Source organism: Aliiruegeria lutimaris (genome assembly GCF_900099935.1).
Taxonomy (GTDB): domain Bacteria; phylum Pseudomonadota; class Alphaproteobacteria; order Rhodobacterales; family Rhodobacteraceae; genus Tropicimonas; species Tropicimonas lutimaris.
This window is the reverse complement of record NZ_FNEK01000006.1, coordinates 96522-115343: the sequence shown is the minus strand read 5'-3', so window position 1 is coordinate 115343 and position 18822 is coordinate 96522. Positions and strand designations below refer to the sequence as shown.

Sequence of the window (18822 nt, the reverse complement as noted above, 5' to 3'; positions counted from 1 at the left end):
GCTTCACATAAGGTTTGACATAGGCCGCCGGCATGAGCCGAACATCATGGCCAAGCTTGCGCAGTTCGCGACCCCAGTGATGGGCTGAACCGCAAGCCTCCATTCCAACCACACAGCGTGGCAATGTCTCGAAGAAGGCGAGCAGCTTCGCGCGTTTGATTTTCTTGTTGATGATCTTACGCCCGGTAGCCGAAACGCAGTGCACCTGAAAAACGTCCTTGGCCAAATCCAGGCCCACCGTCTTTACTGTCATTGGATGGCTCCTTTCCTCGCAGTCGATGACAACTGCACTTTGGCACGTTCGATGCCGGTGGAGCAGGAGCCATCCACCTCATCCGCTTTGTCGGTCCCTCGACATTGATGCAGACCGTGTTCCGAGAGGTGGATTTTACCGAGTTCGCGTTCACGCGGCACCTGATGAGCGCTTTGCAGCTTCGCTGCGAGAAGCGTCTCGAGCTCGTGATCCAGGAACTGCGTGCCGCCTGGGTCGCCCGGATGCGCAGCCTTCTGGGCAGGATCGATGGGCCAAAAATCCTGCTCTGGATCGCGGATCACCGCCCCGAGGAAGCGCAGGGTGTACTGGCGAGCTATGGGAATGATCCGCTCTATGTGGACAGGGGCATGATCGACGCGCTCGACGACCACATCGAAGACTGTGTCGAGGTTGTCTACGATCCGGGCATTCGGGGCACGCGCACCGAAGGCATGGTCTTCTCGGAACTGGAGGCACCGGTGGCCATGCAAATGCCGGGCATCGAGGTGCATGACGCTGCCACGCGAAAGCTGACAGAGCTTCTGGAACCCTATTTCGCGTAAGAAAAGGCCCGCCAATTGGCGGGCCTTCCCATTTTCCGTACTGTTCGGAACGATCAGAGCTTTTCCGTCAGCTCCGGAACGGCGGCAAACAGGTCCGCGACGAGGCCGTAATCGGCCACCTGGAAGATCGGCGCCTCTTCGTCCTTGTTGATGGCGACGATGACCTTGGAGTCCTTCATGCCTGCAAGGTGCTGGATGGCACCGGAAATGCCGACGGCAATGTAGAGCTCCGGGGCGACGACCTTGCCAGTCTGGCCAACCTGCCAGTCGTTCGGGGCGTAGCCCGAGTCGACAGCGGCACGAGAGGCACCGACGGCAGCGCCGAGCTTGTCGGCCAGCGCTTCGATCATCTTGAAGTCCTCTTCGGAGCCGACACCGCGGCCACCGGAGACGACCACGCCAGCGGAGGTCAGTTCCGGACGGTCGGAAGCGGCAACCTTGTCCTCGACCCATTCGGACAGGCCCGGATTGCCCGCAACCGCAGCCGCCTCAACGGCGGCGGAGCCGCCTTCGCCAGCAGCTTCGAAATTCGCGGTCCGGACGGAGACGACCTTGGTCGCATCCCGGGATTTCACCGTCTGGATCGCGTTGCCGGCATAGATCGGGCGCTCGAACGTGTCCGCATCGACGACGGCCGTGATGTCGGAGATCACCATGACATCGAGCAGCGCCGCGATGCGCGGCAGGATGTTCTTGGCCGAGGCCGTGGCGGGGGCGACAATGTGGGAATAGTTCCCGGCGAGCGACACAACCAGGGCGGCGATCGGCTCGGCCAGACCGTTTCCATAGGCCGCGTCATCGGCGCAGAGCACCTTGGCTACGCCATCGATCTTGGCGGCAGCCTCGGCGGCCCCGCCGCAACCGGCGGAGGCGCACAGGACGGTCACGTCCCCCAGGGACTTGGCAGCGGTTACGGCCTTGGCGGTGGCATCCAGCGCAAGCTCGGCGCCGTGCACTTCAGCGAGAAGAAGAACAGCCATCAGAGAACCCCCGCTTCGTCTTTGAGTTTCGCAATCAGCTCGTCCACGGAGCCAACGATCACCCCGGCCTTGCGAGCTTCGGGTTCGGAGGTCTTGACGATTTCCAGCCGCGGCGTGGTGTCGACGCCGTAATCGGCGGGCGTCTTGATATCGAGCGGCTTCTTCTTCGCCTTCATGATATTGGGCAGCGACGCGTAACGCGGTTCGTTCAGGCGCAGATCGACGGTCAGAACCGTCGGGGTCTTGACCTTGATAGTCTGCAGACCGCCATCAACTTCGCGGGAAACGACAGCAAAATCGCCATCGACGTCCACTTCGGAGGCAAAGGTCGCCTGCGACCAGCCGAGCAGAGCGGCGAGCATCTGGCCGGTGGCATTCAGGTCGTTGTCGATCGCCTGCTTGCCGCAGATCACGAGGCCGGGCTGCTCTTCATCGACGATGCCTTTGAGGATCTTTGCGACGGCGAGGGGCTCGATATCGGTATGCACGTCATCGGCGGCCTCGACCAGGATCGCGCGGTCGGCGCCCATGGCGAGGGCCGTGCGCAGGGTTTCCTGGGATTGCTTGACACCGATGGAAACCGCGACGATCTCCGTTGCCTTGCCGGCTTCCTTGAGGCGGATGGCCTCCTCGACTGCGATTTCGTCAAAGGGGTTCATCGACATCTTCACGTTGGCCAGATCGACGCCCGTGCCATCCGCCTTCACGCGGACTTTCACGTTGTAGTCGATCACGCGCTTGACGGGTACGAGGACCTTCATTCACGTGTCTCCTTTCTGGTCGGCTGCACAGGCCGACGGTTTCATTCCGGTTCTATCGCATTATTGCTTAGCGGAGGGTCTCATGCTGCAACAGCATAAAAACGACGCCAAAGCGGTTCCGGACGCCGCGTTCTTTGGTCGCGGTGCGTAACATTGTTTCGTTACCACTCCGTTCCAGAGGGTGAAACGGACTTGCTGCACCGGAACTAAAAATTTAGCTTGCACCGGTATTTTCGGAGCCACCATGATCCCTCTCGATATTCTTTCGGTCTTCGCGGTGACGTCGATCCTGCTCGCCCTTGCGCCGGGGTCGGACAATATCTTCGTGCTCACGCAATCGGCCCTTTTCGGCTGGCGCGAAGGGCTTCTGGTAACGCTAGGGCTTTGCTGCGGCATCATCGTTCACACCACGGCGGTTTCGCTGGGCGTGGCGGCGATCTTTCAGGCCTCGGCGCTTGCTTTCAGCGTGCTCAAGACGGCGGGGATCGCCTATCTGCTCTATCTCGCCTGGGGAGCCTTTCGAGCAGGAGCGCAAGATCTTGGAGAAACCGTCAGCCCTCGCCTGACGGCCAGACAGTTGTTCACCCGTGGCATCGTCATGAACCTGACCAATCCGAAGGTTGCGATCTTCTTTCTCGCCTTCCTGCCGCAATTCACCGATCCCGCGCGCGGCGCGATCGTGCCGCAAATGCTGCTGCTGGGCGCGGTATTCGTGGCCTCAGCCATGCCCGTCTTCGCGGCGATCGCGCTGACCGCCGGAAGGCTCGGCAACTGGCTACGAAAATCCGCGCACGCGCAGCGCATGCTGAACCGGGTCGCCGGATCGATCTTCGTCCTGCTGGCGGGCGGCCTCGCCGTCTCGTCGCGCTAAAGTCAGCGGTTCGCGCCCGGCACCCAGAGCACATCCGCCGTGCCATTCTCATTGGCAACACGTGCGGCCACGAAGAACCAATCCGACAGGCGATTGAGATACTTGATGGCGGCCGGGTTGACCGCCTCGACGGTGGAAAGCTCTACCGCAAGCCGCTCGGCGCGGCGCGACACCGTCCGGCACAGATGCAGATGGGCCGCGAGGGGCGAGCCGCCGGGCAGGATGAAGCTGCGCAGCGGCCTCAGGTCGGCATTCATCGCGTCAATTTCGGCCTCCAGCCGCTCGACCTGGGACGGAACCATGCGCAGCGGCGGGTATTCCGCCGTGGCATCCTTATCCATGTCGGGGCGGCAGAGATCGGCGCCGAGGTCGAACAGGTCGTTCTGGATCGCTGCGAGGCGCTCGTCTATTTCGCCTTCCGCGTGGAGCCGCGCCAGGCCGAGCGTCGCGTTGCACTCATCGACCGTGCCATAGGCATTAACCCGCGCCGAATGCTTGGCCACGCGCTCGCCATTGCCGAGCGCCGTGTCGCCGCCGTCGCCGGTGCGCGTGTAGATTTTGTTCAGAACAACCATTTTCAACCTCCCCGGCGAAGCCAGACAACGAGAAGAATTATCAGGATCGCCACGAACTGGGCGACGATGCGATAGCGCATGATCCGATTGGCATGTTTGCGGTTGAAATCGCCGCCGCGGGCGAAACCGCCGATGCCTGTCAACAGGATGAAGAGCACGACCAGGACCGCCGCCGCGGAGAGTATGAAGAGCGGATCGGATAGCATCGGGTCTCTCCCCCTTTGGACCTACGGCACGACATAGCCCCTCGGGGCAGGATTGCGAAGCCCGATTCAGCCTTTCTGGATGATCGCGTCCAGCGCCCGCGTCGGCAGGACCCGCCGCAGCGCACCCATGATATAGGTGGGCGTGGTCACGTAATAGCGCGGCGCGGGGTTGCGGTCTTCCAGCGCGCGCAGGAGTTTCGCCGTCACCGCCGCGGCCGGCAGTTCGAACCGGTCCGGGCCGCGCTCCTCGTAGAGGCGCTTGAGCAGGCTCTTCTCGTATTGTTCGGCCCGCGGCGAGGCACGCCAGTCGATCCAGCGTTCGAAATGCGGGATGGCGTTGATCCGGAGTTTCGACGTCACCGGCCCCGGTTCGATCAGGATCACCTTGATCCCCGTATCGGCCATCTCCAGGCGCAAAACGTCGGTCAAACCCTCCAGCGCGTATTTCGACGAGACATAGGCACCGCGCCATTTCATCGGCACCAGCCCCAGCACGGAGGAACACTGTACGATACGCCCATGGCCCTGCGCGCGCATCGCCGGGATCACTTGACGCGTGAGTTCGTGCCAGCCAAAGAAATTGGCCTCGAAGAGCGAACGCAGCCCGTCCGTCGGCAAATCCTCAAGCGCACCGGGCAGCGCGAAGGCGCCGTTATTGTAGAGCGCGTCGAGCCGCCCGCCGGTGCGATCCAGGACGCTCGCGACACAGGCCGTGATGGAGTCGCGATTCGCGTAATCGAGCCGAAGGCTTTCCAGCCCTTCGCCTTTCAGGCGTTCGACATCTTCATCCCGGCGGCATGTAGCAAAAACACGCCATCCGCGCTCCTTGAGCCCGTGCGCCGCGTCATGGCCGATCCCGGAGGAACATCCAGTGATAAGAATGGTTTTCTGCGATGGGATGCCAGTCATGAGGGGGCCTTTGATTATTTGCCCCCTACTGCCTTTTCAGACCAAGGTGTTCAACCTGTCTTGGATCAGCCGCCGGACAACTCGTTGTCGAGGAAATTGCGCGACATGAAACCGACCATGTCGCTATTTCCAATACGAATGCGTGCCCAACCGTCACCCTCATAGGCAACCAGTTCCACCGAGTCGCCATAGGCCACCGTGTCCACGACACGATACTGCGTGGATGGGCCAGCGCGCACATTCACCCGTGTGCCGGTCACAAACATCATGCGCCCGTTCCGCTCGGCCAGCGTATCCGACTGGGTGGCAGTTGCGGCGGCTTGCCCTGGCAAACGCAGGAAGGGTTCGGTCGAGGCGTCCATGTCCAGCGTCAGGCCCGCGAGAAGCGCGGTATCGGCCTCGGTCTCTGCCGGAAGCGGTGCTTCGGCCACCGGCACAAGCTCACCCGCAGGTTCCAGCGGCGCTTCTGCGGATGTCTCCGTCGCGTCGAGCGCGAGAGCCTGCGCGAGAGCAGCGTGCACACCGGCCTGGATGGCCGTGGGTTCCGGATCGCTTACCGGCGCCTGAATCGGGGCCGGACGTTCGGCCATGCTGTCGGAGGAATTACGCACCGCTGCGGCCATCGCCTCGGGCTCGGCCGTAGCAAGCGCTACCGGCGAGGTTTCTGTCCTGGCAACGGTAACGGCGGATTTCTTTTCAGGGGTATCGGGCGCCACCATCATAGCAACCCCGAGGACCAGCAATGTCCCTGCAATATAACGTCCGAGCATCGAACACCTCCCTGGAAACACACAAGAGAATCAGCAACAAAAAACTTTGGATTTAGATAATAACACATTCATCCAGAAGATAGCGCACCGAGAGGCAATTTCTACGACGCGTCGCGCTTGTTCGCCCCTGCCTGCTTGGATACACACCCTTCATGAGCGACGACGCAAACGACCCCAAGATGACCCCGAAAGAGACCGCCGAACCGTTGCGCCGGGCGATCGGCGAACGCTACCTGACCTATGCGCTTTCCACGATCATGCACCGCGCGCTCCCCGATGCCCGCGACGGGCTCAAGCCCGTGCATCGGCGCATTCTCTACGCCATGCGCGAGCTGCGGCTGACATCGACCGGGGCCTATCGGAAATCGGCCAAGATCTCCGGCGACGTGATGGGCAACTATCACCCCCACGGCGACGCGGCGATTTATGACGCGATGGCGCGGCTCGCTCAGGATTTCGTTATCCGCTACCCGCTGGTCGACGGCCAGGGCAATTTCGGCAATATCGACGGCGACAACCCCGCCGCCTCGCGCTACACCGAGGCCCGGCTGACCGGCGCTTCCGAGGCGCTGCTGGAAGGGCTGACCGAGAACTCCGTCGATTTCCGCGAAAACTATGACGGCACGCTCACAGAACCCGAAGTGCTGCCGGCCTCTTTCCCGAACCTGCTCGCCAACGGATCGAGCGGGATCGCGGTCGGCATGGCCACCAACATCCCGCCGCACAATCTCGACGAACTGGTCCAGGCCTGCCTGCACCTGATCAAAACGCCGGACGCGCGCGACGAGACGCTGCTCAACTACATCCCGGGCCCGGATTTCCCGACCGGCGGTGTGATCGTCGAGCCGCCAGAGAACATCGCCGAGGCCTATCGCACCGGGCGCGGGGCGTTCCGCCTGCGCTCGCGTTGGGAGATCGAGGAGATCGGCCGCGGCCAGTGGCAGATCGTGGTCACCGAGATCCCTTACCAGGTGCAGAAGTCCAAGCTGATCGAGAAAATTGCCGAGCTGATCCAGACCAAGAAGGTCCCGATCCTGGGCGATGTGCGCGACGAGAGCGCCGAAGATATCCGCATTGTGCTGGAGCCGCGTTCGCGCAACGTGGAAGCGGATGTGCTGATGAACATGCTGTTTCGCAGCTCGGATCTCGAAAGCCGTTTCTCGATGAACATGAACGTGCTGATCGACGGGCGCACGCCCAAGGTCTGCTCGCTCAAGGAGGTGCTGCGCGCCTTCCTCGATCACCGCCGAGAGGTGCTTATCCGGCGCGCGCAGCACCGGATGGAAAAGATCGACCACCGGCTCGAAGTGCTCGAAGGCTTCATCATCGCCTTCCTCAATCTCGACCGCGTGATCGATATCATCCGCTATGACGCCTCGCCCAAGGACGCGCTGATGCGCGAACGCTGGGGCGGCACCTTCCCGCGCGCGATGTCGGAGGCCGATTACGTGCCCCCTGCCCCGCTGGCCGAGGGCGACGAGGGATCGCTCTCCGATGTGCAGGCCGAGGCGATCCTGAACATGCGGCTGCGCAGCTTGCGCAAGCTGGAGGAGATGGAACTCCTCTCCGAGCAGGAAGCGCTTCTGGAAGAACGGGCCGGCCTGCAGGACCTGCTCGACAGCGAGGACCTGCAATGGACCCGCATTGGCGAGGAGTTGAAAGAGGTTCGCGCCAAGTTCGGCAAGAAGGTCCCCGGCGGCGAGCGCCGCACACAATTCGCCCAGGCCGTCGAGGTGTCCGAGGTTCCCCTCGAAGCGATGATCGACCGCGAACCAATTACGGTCGTCTGCTCCAAGATGGGCTGGATCCGGGCCATGAAGGGCCATATCGCCTTGGATTCGGAGCTGAAATTCAAGGATGGCGACGAAGGCCGGTTCCTGTTCCACGCCGAAACGACTGATCGCCTGCTGGTCTTTGGCAGCAATGGCCGCTTCTACACGCTGTCCGCCTCCCAGCTTCCCGGTGGGCGCGGCATGGGCGAACCGGTGCGGCTCATGGTGGATCTGCCCAACGAGGCAGAGATCGTCTCGCTGATGATTCACCGCGCGGGCACGCGCCTGCTCGTGGCCTCGACGGCGGGCGATGGCTTCGTGGTTCCCTCCGATGAGGTGCTCGCCCAAACGCGCTCAGGCAAGCAGGTGCTGAACGTGAAGGGCGAGGTAAGCGCGCATATCTGCAAACCGGTCGAAGGCGACCATGTCGCGGTAATCTCGAAGAACCGGAAATTCCTGATTTTCCCGGTCGATGAGTTGCCCGAGATGACCAGAGGCAAGGGAGTTCGGATCCAGAAATACAACCAGACCCGCGGTCGGCAGGGCATGTTGGAACTGGATGGCGGGCTGTCGGATATCACGACGTTCTACGTGGAGGCCGGCCTGAAATGGCTTATGCCGAATGGCCAGACACGCCACGAGAAGGATCTTTCGCCTTACATCGGCAAGCGCGCCGGCGTCGGCCGTCAGCCGCCCTACGGCTTCCCGCGCGACAACCAGTTTTCCTGAGCAAGTGGGGGCGCTGCCCCCGTCGCGGCAAGCCGCGCCTCCCCCGGGATATTTCCGGTCAGAAGAAAACCGGAAATTAACCGAGACACGTGAAGGTAGGTCCACGGCACAGGCGGGGACGCCGATGGCCGTGTCAGGAGAAGACGCCCGGTTCCGCGGCCCGGACCCGGGCGCGCCTGTTTTCTTCTGACAGAAAATATCCCCACCGGAGGCAAAAGGGTCTTTATGGCGCTTTGGGAAAAGCGGAGACATCGCGTGTCTGAATTTGCGTAGCAGGCGAGGCCGTGAGGTGGGAAAACGCAATTTCAGCCATTTCTCGAGGAATTTGCACCGGCAGGTGCTCAATGCCCGGGCTCGGAGATCTTCGGCTGGCCGGCGGCCTGGAGTTCCTTGATCTTGCGCTGAAGCCGCATCTGGCGGCGGTTCTGATAGGCTGTGATCAGCGGCAGTGTGATGTGATAGGCGATGAGGCCGACGATGATTCCGGGAATGATCCCGCCAACGAGAAACGGCAGGAAGACCTCTTCGAAGAAGACATCGAGCCGATGCCAATTGGCGACTTCGCCGTTGAAAAACGTCAGGAAATTGGCCCAGAGGTCGGCGAAGGCGCCGGAAAACTTCTCCATCAGGCTTGCGCTCATTTCCTCGGCGCCCCCCTCGTGAAGGCGCGCGGCCACATGTGGCGCGATTTCCAGGTCCAGGATCCAATACCCCATCTTGAGCGCGATGGCGGCGATGAAGGGGAACGTGATGGGATTGCCAAAGAATGTGGCCAGGATCGCGGCCAAAATGTTCCCACCAACTGTTTTCGCGACGATATAGGCTGTCAGGAAGTGAAAGCCGTAAAAGGGCGTGAAGGAGACGAAGACCCCTGCAAAGATGCCGCGCGCGATTCGGTGCGGCTTGTCGGGCAAGCGGCGGATACGATGCTTGACATAGATCGCAGCACGCCCCCAGCCACCGCGTGGCCAGAGGCTTTCGCCCACGATCCGTAGCCAGCTACGTCTGTCACGTCGCTTGAAGACCACGCCTCACGACCTTTCACTCGAATTCCGCAAGGCCCTGCGTCTTGCGATCGGCATTCCGGAGACGTTGGACCATCGCCACATCGTTATCCGCCTCCAACGCCGTCATGACCATATGAAGATGTTCGACATCGCGCAGGTCCACGTCGATTTCGAGGCGATAATAGTCCGGTTTTCTGTCCACGAATTCCAGGTTCGAGATATTGGCCTTCTGCTCCCCGATCAATGTGCAGATTCGACCCAGCACACCAGCGTCGTTGCTGATCGTCATTTCCAGCGTCACCGTATAGACGGCCGGGTGCAACCCCGAATGCCAATGCAGATCGACCCAACGGTCGGGCTGGTCTTCCAGTTCGACCAGGGTCGGACAGTCGATGGCATGCACCACGACCCCCTGGCCGCGATAGGTGATGCCAACGATCCGCTCGCCGGGAACCGGTTGACAGCATTTGCCGCGGGTTGGAGTCTGATCCGCCGCGAGGCCGAGAACGGCACGTTCCCTTTCGACCTCTTCGCCTTCGCGGGCGGCCAGTTCGGGATAGAGCGTCGAGACAACGTCGCGCGCGGTGAGTTCCGCCGATCCGAGCCGCGCAAGCAACTCCTTGTGATCCTGCAACCCAAGCTGTTTTGCCGCCGTCTGCAACGCCTTGGGTGTGGAGATCTTTCCGATATGCTCGAAGGCAACCCGCGCCAGTTCCGAGCCAAGCTTGATATACCGCTCGCGGTTTTCCTCGCGCAGGGAGCGGCGAATGGCGGATTTCGCCCGACCGGTCACCACGATATCAAGCCATGTCGCCTGCGGACGCTGCCCCTCGGCGGTAATGATTTCCACCGACTGACCGTTCTTGAGACGGGTCCAGAGTGGCACGCGCACACCGTCGATCTTGGCGCCGACGCATTTGTCGCCGATCCGCGTGTGGATGCCATAAGCATAATCGAGCGGGGTCGCCCCCTTGGGCAGCTTGATCACGTCGCCCTTGGGCGTGAAGCAAAAGACCTGGTCGGAATACATCTCGAGCTTCATATGCTCGAGGAAATCGATGTTGTCGCTTTCGCTGAACCGCTCCGAGAGGGTCGAGATCCACTCGGCCGGATCCACCGCGAAGGGGTTCTCGGCCCGCACACCGTCGCGATAGGACCAATGCGCGGCAACGCCGGATTCGGCGACCTCGTGCATCTGGCGGGTGCGAATCTGGATTTCCACCTGCTTGCCGTCGCGCCCCGAAACCGTGGTGTGGATAGAGCGGTAGCCGTTGGATTTCGGCTGGCTGATATAGTCCTTGAACCGCCCCGGAACCGCCTTCCAGCGCTGATGGATCGCTCCAAGCACGCGGTAGCAGTCCTGCACATCTTCGGTGATCACGCGGAAGCCGTAGATATCCGACAGGCGCGAGAAGCCGAGTCCCTTCTCCTGCATCTTCCGCCAGATCGAGTAGGGTTTCTTGGCCCGGCCGAACACGTCGGCCTCGATGCCGACCTTGTCCAGTTCCAACCGCATATCGTGGGTGATCTTGTGGATCACGTCGCCGGTCTCGCGCTGCAGGGTGATGAAACGGCGGATAATGGAGGAACGCCCCTCCGGGTTGAGGACACGGAAGGCCAGGTCCTCCAACTCCTCACGCATCCATTGCATACCCATGCGGCCGGCCAGAGGGGCATAGATATCCATTGTCTCGCGGGATTTCTGGATCTGCTTTTCCTGCCGCTGGTACTTGATCGTCCGCATGTTGTGCAGCCGGTCGGCAAGCTTGACCAGGATCACGCGAAGATCCTTGGACATGGCGATCAGCAGTTTGCGGAAGTTTTCCGCCTGCTTGGTCTCCGAACTCGACAATTGCAGGTTGGTCAGCTTGGTGACGCCATCCACCAGTTCGGCCACATCGCGGCCAAAGCGCCGTTCGACATCGACATAGGAGGCGCGGGTATCCTCGACGGTGTCGTGCAGAAGCGCGGTGATGATCGTCGCATCATCGAGCCGCTGCTCGGTCAGAAGCGCGGCAACAGCGACCGGATGGGTGAAATAAGGCTCGCCCGAATGCCGGTTCTGACCCTCGTGCATTTCCTGTCCGAAGGCGTAGGCCTCCCGGATCTTCCCGGTGTCGCTGCGCGGGTTATAGGCAGTAACGAGCGCGACAAGGTCTTCGACATCAATCATGCGCGGACAAGCTCGTCACAATGCCATTTCGTGGCGTCTTACCGCGGCTCCTGCGCTTCCATGAGAGCGCGCAGCATCTTTTCCTCGTCCATTTCGTCCGGCTCGGGACGATCCGGAGTCTCGGCGCCCATCAGCAGTGCCATGGAATCTTCTTCGGGCTCATCGACCTCGATCTGGGTCTGGTTTGCCTCGATCATGCGCTCGCGTAGATTGCCGGAAAGCTGCGTTTCTTCCGCAATTTCGCGCAGGGCGACGACCGGGTTCTTGTCGTTGTCCCGGTCCACGGTGATCTCGGAACCCGACGAGATCTCGCGCGCACGATGCGCGGCGAGCATCACGAGCTCGAAACGGTTCGGAACCTTGTCAACACAATCTTCTACGGTCACGCGGGCCATAGGGAACTCCAGCTTGCCAGGGGTGCGAGCGTGTCTGATACATCCCCTTACCACGGAGTGCAAGGGATTCGCTCGATTCAGATGGCACGAATGCCGGCAAGTTGATCCTCTGTCAATTCCGCGAGAAGTTCGCGCGCACTGCGTCGCAGGACCGGATGGCGCCAGTCTGGTGCGATTTCGACGAGAGGAACAAGAACGAAAGCCCGGTCCTGGATGCGCGGATGGGGCAGGATCATACAGTCGGGAAACAGGGTTTTCTGCTGCTCAAACGGCAAGTCGTGCCACTGCTGCCATGTCTCCAGGTTCGGCGCGACGTGCCCGCCATGATCCAGCAGGTCGAGATCGAGTGTCCGTGACGCCCAGCGTCCCTCCCGCCTGCGCTCGAACTCCTTTTCGATTTCGTGCAGCCGAGCGAGCAGGGCCTCGGCCGAAAGATCCGTCTCCACCACCGCCACCGCGTTGACATAATCGGGACCGGCGCCTTCCGGGACACAAGGCGTGGCATAGAGGCGGCTGGCGGAAACGAGCCGAACCGAGTCGTTCTCGACTGCAGAAAAAGCCGCCTTGACAAGCCCTCCGCTGGAAAGCGTCGTGGATGCGACATTCGACCCTAGGGCAATCACGGCCTTTGTATCGGAATTATGACGTGATATACCTTGCAGCACAGTGGTTTTTCCTTTTTTAGTCGTTTTCCGCAGCGGACGTTATCCACTCAACCACTCACATGTCCGCGCGGTATACCGAAAGGATATTTTATGTTCTACAGGGATGAACGCCTTGCGCTCTTCATTGACGGCTCGAATCTTTATGCCGCCGCGAAAGCCCTGGGCTTCGACATCGACTACAAGCTTCTCCGGCAGGAATTCATGCGCCGCGGCAAGCTTCTTCGAGCGTTCTACTACACGGCACTTCTGGAAAACGACGACTACTCTCCAATACGGCCCCTGGTGGACTGGCTCCACTACAACGGCTTCACCATGGTGACCAAGCCGGCCAAGGAATATATCGACAGCCAGGGTCGCCGAAAGGTGAAGGGCAACATGGATATCGAGCTGACGGTCGATGCCATGGAACTCGCGCCGCATGTCGACCACATCGTGCTGTTCTCGGGCGATGGCGACTTCCGCCCGCTGGTCGAAAGCCTGCAGCGCTCCGGCGTACGGGTCTCCGTGGTCTCCACGATCCGCAGCCAGCCGCCGATGATCGCCGACGAACTGCGCCGCCAGGCCGACAACTTCATCGAGCTGGACGAGTTGAAAGACGTGATCGGCCGGCCGCCCCGCGAACCCCGCCCGGAACAGATGCGCACCGAAGAGTTCGCACGCGACTGACCCGCCCTGCGTTTTGGAACGGAACAAGCGGTCTGCCTATTGGCGGGCCGTTTCGCGTTTTATAACGCTTCTAATTCCTCGGGGATATTGGGCATTCGGCAGCGCGCGCTTTGCGCGCGTGAACGATCCTTGGGATCGTGCCTCCGTCGGGGATATTTTGGGAAAGATCATGGTAGAGGAAATATCCGATCCTCTTTCCTCAAATATCCTGGGGGGAGCACTCGCATGAGCGTGGGGGGCGACGCCCCCCCTTCACCCCACACAAACAGTTACAGGCTGCGATTTCTCCGCTGGACGCCTCCGCGCCCAAGCCTTACCCCTGACCTCCGGAGGTGCCCATGACCAAACCTGCCCTGACTCTGTATCTCGCTGCGCCGCGCGGCTTCTGTGCCGGCGTGGACCGGGCCATCAAAATTGTCGAGATGGCACTCGAGAAATGGGGCGCGCCCGTCTTTGTCCGCCACGAGATCGTTCATAACCGCTTCGTCGTTGACGGACTGCGCGACAAGGGGGCCGTCTTTGTCGAAGAACTCGACGAGTGCCCGACGGACCGGCCGGTGATCTTCTCTGCCCACGGGGTACCGAAAGCGGTCCCGGCCGAGGCGGAGCGGCGGGAGATGGTGTTTGTCGATGCGACCTGCCCCTTGGTCAGCAAGGTGCATATCGAGGCCGAGCGGCATGCGGAGGAAGGTCTTCAGATCGTTATGATCGGCCATGCCGGCCATCCCGAGACCATCGGCACCATGGGCCAGTTGTCCGACGGCGACGTATTGCTTGTGGAAACGGTCGCGGATGTGGCCACGCTCGACGTGCGCGACCCGGAGCGCCTCGCCTATGTCACCCAGACGACTCTCTCCATCGACGACACCGCCGGAGTGGTCGCCGCGCTTCAAGCCCGATTTCCCGCCATCATCGGACCGCACAAGGAGGATATCTGCTACGCTACGACCAACCGGCAGGAGGCGGTCAAGGCGATGGCACCCATGGTTGACGCAATCCTGGTGATCGGCGCGCCGAACTCATCGAATTCACGCCGGCTGGTCGAAGTCGGCGCACGGGCTGGTTGCGATTACTCGCAACTCGTACAGCGAGCCGGCGACATCGACTGGCGGGCCCTGGAAGGGATCACGACGCTTGGCATCACCGCCGGCGCCTCGGCCCCGGAAGTGCTGGTGCGCGAGGTAATCGATGCTTTCTCCGAGCGTTACGAGGTCTCCGTCGAGCAGGTGGAAACCGCCATCGAAAGGGTGGAGTTCAAGGTGCCGCGCGTCCTCCGGGAAGCCGCCAAATGATCTCGCTGCAATTCCTTCTGACTGCTTTCGTGGTCGTGATCGCACCGGGAACGGGCGTCATCTACACGCTTGCCATCGGGCTGGGACAAGGGCGCCGCGCGTCTGTTTGGGCCGCCCTGGGATGCAATGTCGGGATCCTGCCTCACCTGACAGCCGCGATTCTCGGGCTGGCAGCGGTTCTGCATACCTCGGCCATTCTGTTCCAGGCGGTGAAGTTCGCCGGCGTCGCCTACCTTCTCTGGCTCGCCTGGCAAGCCCTCCGCTCCGGTGGCACGCTGGCAATATCGCCCAGCCAGGGCAAACCGCAGCCCTGGGCCATCGCCCGGCGTGGTGCGCTCATCAACATCCTGAACCCGAAACTCTCGATTTTCTTCCTCGCCCTTTTGCCGCCCTTCCTGTCGGGCAATCCGCTGGCGGCGAATGGCGAAATGATGTTGCTTGGCGCGGTGTTCATGCTCATGACCTTCGTTGTCTTTGTCGGCTACGGCATCTTTGCTGCCGCCGCGCGCGATGCCGTCCTGTCGAGCGAGAAAGCCATGCGCTGGCTCAACCGTTCCTTTGCCGCGATCTTTGCGGCCCTCGGTCTGCGCCTGGCGCTGGAGCGGGCGTAACATCCGCGAGGGCCCTGGAAGAATGAGCGACAAGCGCACCCTCTCCGTCTACGACACACAGGCCGGCGACTATGCCCGGCTGGTCGATACCGGGCGCCCCTATCCGCGACTTGAATCCTTCATCGACCGGTTACCCAAGGGCGGGCGGGTGCTGGATCTCGGCTGCGGGCCGGGGAACTGGGCCGCGCGCATGATCGAACGGGGTCTGGAGGTCGTCGCGCTGGACGCCTCCGAAGGCATGGCCGCGGTGGCCGGCGAACGCTACGGGCTGACGGTGAGGGTGGCGCGTTTCGATAGCGTCACGGAAATCGAGGCCTATGACGGGATCTGGGCGCATTTCAGCCTGCTACACGCGCCGCGCTCCGCCATGCCCGGCCATCTCGCTGCCCTGCACGAGGCGCTGCGCTGCGGCGGGTGGTTCCTGCTCGCGCTGAAGCTCGGAACCGGCGAGGCCCGCGACGGTAAGGACCGGTTTTATACCTACTACACGGAGGATGAGATCGGCGGGCTTCTCGATACGGCCGGGTTTGAAATCGTCGCCCGGGAGCACGGGGAGGATGTCGGCTTCGATGGCACGTCGCATGATTTCATCGTGCTAACTGCCCGCAAGCCGTGATCCCTTGCCCTGCCCCGAAACCTCCCGTATCCGCCCCGCATGACCGAGCTATATGCATTCACCGATGGCGCCTGTTCAGGCAATCCCGGCCCGGGCGGCTGGGGCGCGCTGCTGCAGGCCAAGGATGGCGACACAATCGTCAAGGAACGGGAATTGTCGGGCGGCGAGCCTGCAACCACCAATAACCGGATGGAGCTTCTGGCCGCGATCAGCGCGCTGGAGAGCCTGACCCGACCGAGCAAAATTACCGTGATCACCGATTCAGCCTATGTGAAGAACGGCGTGACCGGGTGGATCCACGGCTGGAAGAAGAACGGCTGGAAGACTTCCGCGAAGAAGCCGGTGAAGAACGAGGAGCTCTGGAAGCGCCTCGACGCTGCGCAAGCTCGCCACGATGTGACCTGGGAATGGGTCAAGGGCCATGCCGGTCACCCGGAGAACGAGCGTGCCGACGAGTTGGCGCGCGCCGGGATGGCGCCTTTCAAGTCTTGATCCCGATCAGTCGAGCCTCGCCGGCAGAGTCAGCCCGCGCAGGATCTCTTCCGCCGGCATCGGGCGCTTGCCCTGTCGCTGCGCTTCGAGAACCTCGATAGCACCGCTGCCGCAGGCGACCCTGAACCCGCCCAGTACCGCGCCCGGCGCCCCGTTGCCCTCCGAGAGTCGACTGCGCAGAAGCTTTACCCGCTCGCCAGCGATCTCGCACCATGCTCCCGGGAAAGGTGACAGGCCCCGGATCTGGCGGTCCACCGCTTCGGCGGGCTGGCTCCAGTGGATCCGCGCCTCAGCCTTGTCGATCTTGTTGGCATAGGTGACACCCTCTTCGGGCTGGATCTGCGGCGCAAGCGCGCCTGCCTGCGCCAGTGCCGCCACGATCATCCGTCCACCCATCGCCGAGAGCCGGTCATGCAGGTCCGCCGTCGTATCCTGCGGCCCGATCCCCGTTGCCTCACGCAGCAGCACCGGTCCGGTATCGAGCCCCGCTTCCATCTGCATGATGCAGATGCCGGTCTCCGCATCGCCGGCCATGATCGCCCGGTGGATCGGCGCCGCTCCGCGCCAGCGCGGCAGCAGTGAGGCATGGATATTGAGACAGCCATGCGCCGGCGCATCGAGGATCGCCTGCGGCAGGATCAGCCCATAAGCCACGACGACCCCAATATCGGCGCCGAGCGCGGCAAAGGCATCCTTCTCCTCCTGCGGGCGCAGCGAAACCGGGTGGCGCACCGGTAGGCCCAGCGCCTCGGCGCGGGCCTGCACCGGGCTGGGGCGGGGCTTCTTGCCGCGACCGGCCGGCCGTGGCGGCTGGCTATAGACCGCAACGATCTCGTGCCCGGCCTCCAGCAGTGCGTCCAGCGCCGGAACGGAGAAATCCGGCGTTCCCATGAAGACGACCTTCATCCCCTACCCCTTTGCCTTGCGTGCTTTCTTCAGCAGCATCTCGCGTTTGGTCCGGCTCAGCCGATCAAAATACATCCTGCCGTTCAGATGGTCGATCTGGTGCTGGACCGAGGTCGCCCAGACGCCCTCGAAGACTTGCCTTACAAGGGCACCCTGATAATCGGTAAAGGCGACATCCACCTTCGCCGGCCGCTCCAGCCGCGCATGCATACCGGGCAGGTTCGGGCTCGCCTCGTCATGGGCGCGCAGCTCGGGCGAGGCCTCCACGATCTCCGGATCGGCCAGCAGCACCGCCTTGCCCCGCTCCTCGGAGCAATCGACGACGGCGAGCCGCAGCATCACCCCGATCTGCGGCGCGGCCAGTCCCAGACCGGGCATGTCTTCCATCGTGTCGACCATGTCGGTCCAGATGGCGCGGATCTCGTCTGTCACCTCCCCGACTGGCGCGGCCGCCATTCGCAGGCGCCTGTCTGGCCAGGGCACGAAGGGCCGCACGGTCATGCGTTGTATTCCTCGATCAGGGCAAGGCGCGTTTGCCGGTCCACCCGGTCGAGCGTGACGATCCCGTCGAGATGGTCCAGCTCGTGTTCCGCGCAGATGGCGTCGAACCCGTGCAGGTCCGCCTCCTGCGCGGAGCCGTCAATCGCGGTCCAGCGCATGTGGATCTGCGCCGGGCGTTCCACCCGCGCCAGTATGCCGGGGATCGACAGGCAGCCTTCTTCGAAAGCCTGCGTCTCCGGCGAGGTCCAGGTGATCTCGGGATTGATGAAGATCCGCGGCGCGGGCGCACGTTCCTTCCACTCGGTATCCATCACGAACAGGCGGAGCGGCCGGCCGACTTGCGGCGCAGCCAGTCCCCGCCCCTCGGCGGCATAAAGCGTGGCGAGCATGTCCTCGGCGAGCTGGCGCAGCGAAGCATCTATTTCGCGCACGGGGTCGCAGTCGCGCGCCAGAACCGGGTCGGGCCATGTGACGATATTCAGTCGCCCCATGCCGTTCAGCCCCGTGCCATTTCGCGCTTGAGCTTCTGCATCTTGCGCGTGATCATCTGGCGCCTGAGCGGCTTGAGGTAGTCGATGAACAGCACGCCGTCCAGGTGGTCGATCTCGTGCTGGACACAGGTGGCCCAAAGACCGTCGAAGTCTTCCTGCTGCTCCATCCCGTTGCGGTCCATCCAGCGCACCGTCACCTCGGCCGGTCGCTCGACCTCGGCATATTGTTCCGGGATCGACAGGCAGCCTTCCTCGTAGACGCTGCTCTCCTCCGATTCCGCGATCACCTCGGGGTTGAACATCACCAGAGGGCGTGGCTCGCCTTCGCCGTCGCGCACGCAATCGAGCACGATCAGGCGCCGGGTAACCCCGACCTGTGGTGCCGCGAGCCCGATGCCGGGGGCATCATACATGGTTTGCAGCATGTCGTCGGCCAGGGTCCGCAGCTCGTCGGACAGATCGGGCACGGGATCGCACACCTTCTTGAGGCGCGGGTCGGGATGTATCAGGATAGAACGTAGAGTCATGCACGCGATGTAGGCGATGCCCGCTTGCGAGGCAATATCACGCCGTCACTCAGCGGCTTTTGCTTGCGCCTGCTGCCGCAGCCGATAGCTT

General features: G+C 62.5%; 22 protein-coding genes and 1 pseudogene. 8 read left to right on the top strand and 15 right to left on the bottom strand.

Annotated elements, in window-relative coordinates; translation table 11 throughout:
• Positions 1-253: pseudogene (locus BLR85_RS04875) on the bottom strand (IS110 family transposase); the annotation flags it as partial.
• A 32-nt stretch (positions 254-285) separates the two neighbouring features.
• Between BLR85_RS04875 and BLR85_RS04870 the strand changes: the two are divergent.
• Entirely contained in the window at positions 286-816 is a 531-nt protein-coding gene (locus tag BLR85_RS04870; RefSeq protein WP_425284464.1) for a DUF6473 family protein, read from the top strand.
• A gap of 53 nt (positions 817-869) precedes the next feature.
• Here the strand turns inward: BLR85_RS04870 and BLR85_RS04865 are convergent, their stop codons facing one another.
• Both BLR85_RS04865 and BLR85_RS04860 read right to left on the bottom strand, forming a co-directional pair.
• On the bottom strand, positions 870-1796 hold the full coding sequence (locus BLR85_RS04865) for an FAD-binding protein (protein WP_093150666.1): 927 nt from the start codon (positions 1794-1796) through the stop codon (positions 870-872).
• The gene (locus tag BLR85_RS04860; protein ID WP_093150662.1) at positions 1796-2557 is read right to left on the bottom strand and encodes an electron transfer flavoprotein subunit beta/FixA family protein; all 762 of its coding nucleotides are present in this window, start codon (positions 2555-2557) and stop codon (positions 1796-1798) included. Before BLR85_RS04860 ends, BLR85_RS04865 begins: the two co-directional genes overlap by 1 nt.
• 244 nt (positions 2558-2801) lie before the next feature.
• On the opposite strand from BLR85_RS04860, the gene BLR85_RS04855 reads away from it, so the two are divergent.
• Entirely contained in the window at positions 2802-3428 is a 627-nt protein-coding gene (locus BLR85_RS04855) for a LysE family translocator (RefSeq protein ID WP_093150658.1), read from the top strand.
• 2 nt (positions 3429-3430) lie between these two features.
• Here the strand turns inward: BLR85_RS04855 and BLR85_RS04850 are convergent, their stop codons facing one another.
• The 4 genes from BLR85_RS04850 to BLR85_RS04835 all read right to left on the bottom strand — a co-directional run bounded on the left by BLR85_RS04850 (position 3431) and on the right by BLR85_RS04835 (position 5888).
• Positions 3431-4003, bottom strand: a complete 573-nt coding sequence (locus tag BLR85_RS04850; RefSeq protein ID WP_093150654.1) for a cob(I)yrinic acid a,c-diamide adenosyltransferase — start codon at positions 4001-4003, stop codon at positions 3431-3433.
• 2 nt (positions 4004-4005) lie between these two features.
• Complete coding sequence (locus BLR85_RS04845) at positions 4006-4209, bottom strand: twin transmembrane helix small protein (protein ID WP_093150650.1); 204 nt, start codon at positions 4207-4209, stop codon at positions 4006-4008.
• Between the two features lie 66 nt (positions 4210-4275).
• Positions 4276-5118 carry an SDR family oxidoreductase gene (locus tag BLR85_RS04840; RefSeq protein WP_093150646.1) on the bottom strand — a complete coding sequence of 281 codons (843 nt, stop codon included), beginning with the start codon at positions 5116-5118 and terminating at the stop codon, positions 4276-4278.
• A gap of 65 nt (positions 5119-5183) precedes the next feature.
• The gene (locus BLR85_RS04835) at positions 5184-5888 is read right to left on the bottom strand and encodes an SH3 domain-containing protein (protein WP_093150641.1); all 705 of its coding nucleotides are present in this window, start codon (positions 5886-5888) and stop codon (positions 5184-5186) included.
• A 152-nt stretch (positions 5889-6040) separates the two neighbouring features.
• Between BLR85_RS04835 and BLR85_RS04830 the strand changes: the two genes are divergently transcribed.
• Positions 6041-8389, top strand: coding sequence for a DNA topoisomerase IV subunit A (locus BLR85_RS04830; RefSeq protein ID WP_093150637.1), 2349 nt, complete (start codon positions 6041-6043; stop codon positions 8387-8389).
• Between the two features lie 341 nt (positions 8390-8730).
• Here BLR85_RS04830 and BLR85_RS04825 read toward each other — a convergent pair whose 3' ends face one another.
• The 4 genes from BLR85_RS04825 to folK form a co-directional block, all read right to left on the bottom strand.
• Positions 8731-9417, bottom strand: coding sequence for a DUF2062 domain-containing protein (locus BLR85_RS04825; RefSeq protein ID WP_093150633.1), 687 nt, complete (start codon positions 9415-9417; stop codon positions 8731-8733).
• Between the two features lie 13 nt (positions 9418-9430).
• The gene (locus BLR85_RS04820) at positions 9431-11569 is read right to left on the bottom strand and encodes a RelA/SpoT family protein (RefSeq protein WP_093150628.1); all 2139 of its coding nucleotides are present in this window, start codon (positions 11567-11569) and stop codon (positions 9431-9433) included.
• 38 nt (positions 11570-11607) lie between these two features.
• A complete protein-coding gene (gene rpoZ, locus BLR85_RS04815) occupies positions 11608-11964 on the bottom strand; it encodes a DNA-directed RNA polymerase subunit omega (RefSeq protein ID WP_093150623.1) in 357 nt (118 codons plus the stop codon).
• A 77-nt stretch (positions 11965-12041) separates the two neighbouring features.
• Positions 12042-12587, bottom strand: a complete 546-nt coding sequence (gene folK, locus BLR85_RS04810) for a 2-amino-4-hydroxy-6-hydroxymethyldihydropteridine diphosphokinase (RefSeq protein ID WP_093150740.1) — start codon at positions 12585-12587, stop codon at positions 12042-12044.
• A 132-nt stretch (positions 12588-12719) separates the two neighbouring features.
• Between folK and BLR85_RS04805 the strand changes: the two genes are divergently transcribed.
• The 5 genes from BLR85_RS04805 (at position 12720) to rnhA (ending at position 16306) form a co-directional block, all read left to right on the top strand.
• A complete protein-coding gene (locus BLR85_RS04805; RefSeq protein WP_068310734.1) occupies positions 12720-13295 on the top strand; it encodes a LabA-like NYN domain-containing protein in 576 nt (191 codons plus the stop codon).
• Positions 13296-13633: 338 nt separating this feature from the next.
• Positions 13634-14587, top strand: coding sequence for a 4-hydroxy-3-methylbut-2-enyl diphosphate reductase (ispH, locus tag BLR85_RS04800; protein WP_093150620.1), 954 nt, complete (start codon positions 13634-13636; stop codon positions 14585-14587).
• The gene (locus BLR85_RS04795) at positions 14584-15198 is read left to right on the top strand and encodes a LysE family translocator (RefSeq protein ID WP_093150613.1); all 615 of its coding nucleotides are present in this window, start codon (positions 14584-14586) and stop codon (positions 15196-15198) included. The genes ispH and BLR85_RS04795 overlap by 4 nt, the downstream gene beginning before the upstream one ends.
• Positions 15199-15220: 22 nt before the next feature.
• Positions 15221-15814, top strand: coding sequence for a class I SAM-dependent DNA methyltransferase (locus BLR85_RS04790; protein WP_093150608.1), 594 nt, complete (start codon positions 15221-15223; stop codon positions 15812-15814).
• Positions 15815-15853: 39 nt separating this feature from the next.
• On the top strand, positions 15854-16306 hold the full coding sequence (rnhA, locus tag BLR85_RS04785; protein ID WP_093150604.1) for a ribonuclease HI: 453 nt from the start codon (positions 15854-15856) through the stop codon (positions 16304-16306).
• A 6-nt stretch (positions 16307-16312) separates the two neighbouring features.
• Here the strand turns inward: rnhA and fmt are convergent, their stop codons facing one another.
• The 4 genes from fmt to def (BLR85_RS04765) are packed head-to-tail and all read right to left on the bottom strand — an operon-like array spanning position 16313 to position 18731.
• The gene (fmt, locus tag BLR85_RS04780) at positions 16313-17212 is read right to left on the bottom strand and encodes a methionyl-tRNA formyltransferase (protein WP_093150601.1); all 900 of its coding nucleotides are present in this window, start codon (positions 17210-17212) and stop codon (positions 16313-16315) included.
• A gap of 3 nt (positions 17213-17215) precedes the next feature.
• Positions 17216-17713, bottom strand: a complete 498-nt coding sequence (gene def / locus BLR85_RS04775) for a peptide deformylase (RefSeq protein WP_093150595.1) — start codon at positions 17711-17713, stop codon at positions 17216-17218.
• Positions 17710-18204: a peptide deformylase gene (gene def, locus BLR85_RS04770; protein ID WP_093150591.1), complete on the bottom strand. Its 495-nt coding sequence runs from the start codon at positions 18202-18204 to the stop codon at positions 17710-17712. Before def (BLR85_RS04770) ends, def (BLR85_RS04775) begins: the two co-directional genes overlap by 4 nt.
• A gap of 5 nt (positions 18205-18209) precedes the next feature.
• Positions 18210-18731, bottom strand: coding sequence for a peptide deformylase (gene def, locus BLR85_RS04765; protein WP_093150587.1), 522 nt, complete (start codon positions 18729-18731; stop codon positions 18210-18212).
• Positions 18732-18822: the final 91 nt, after the last annotated feature.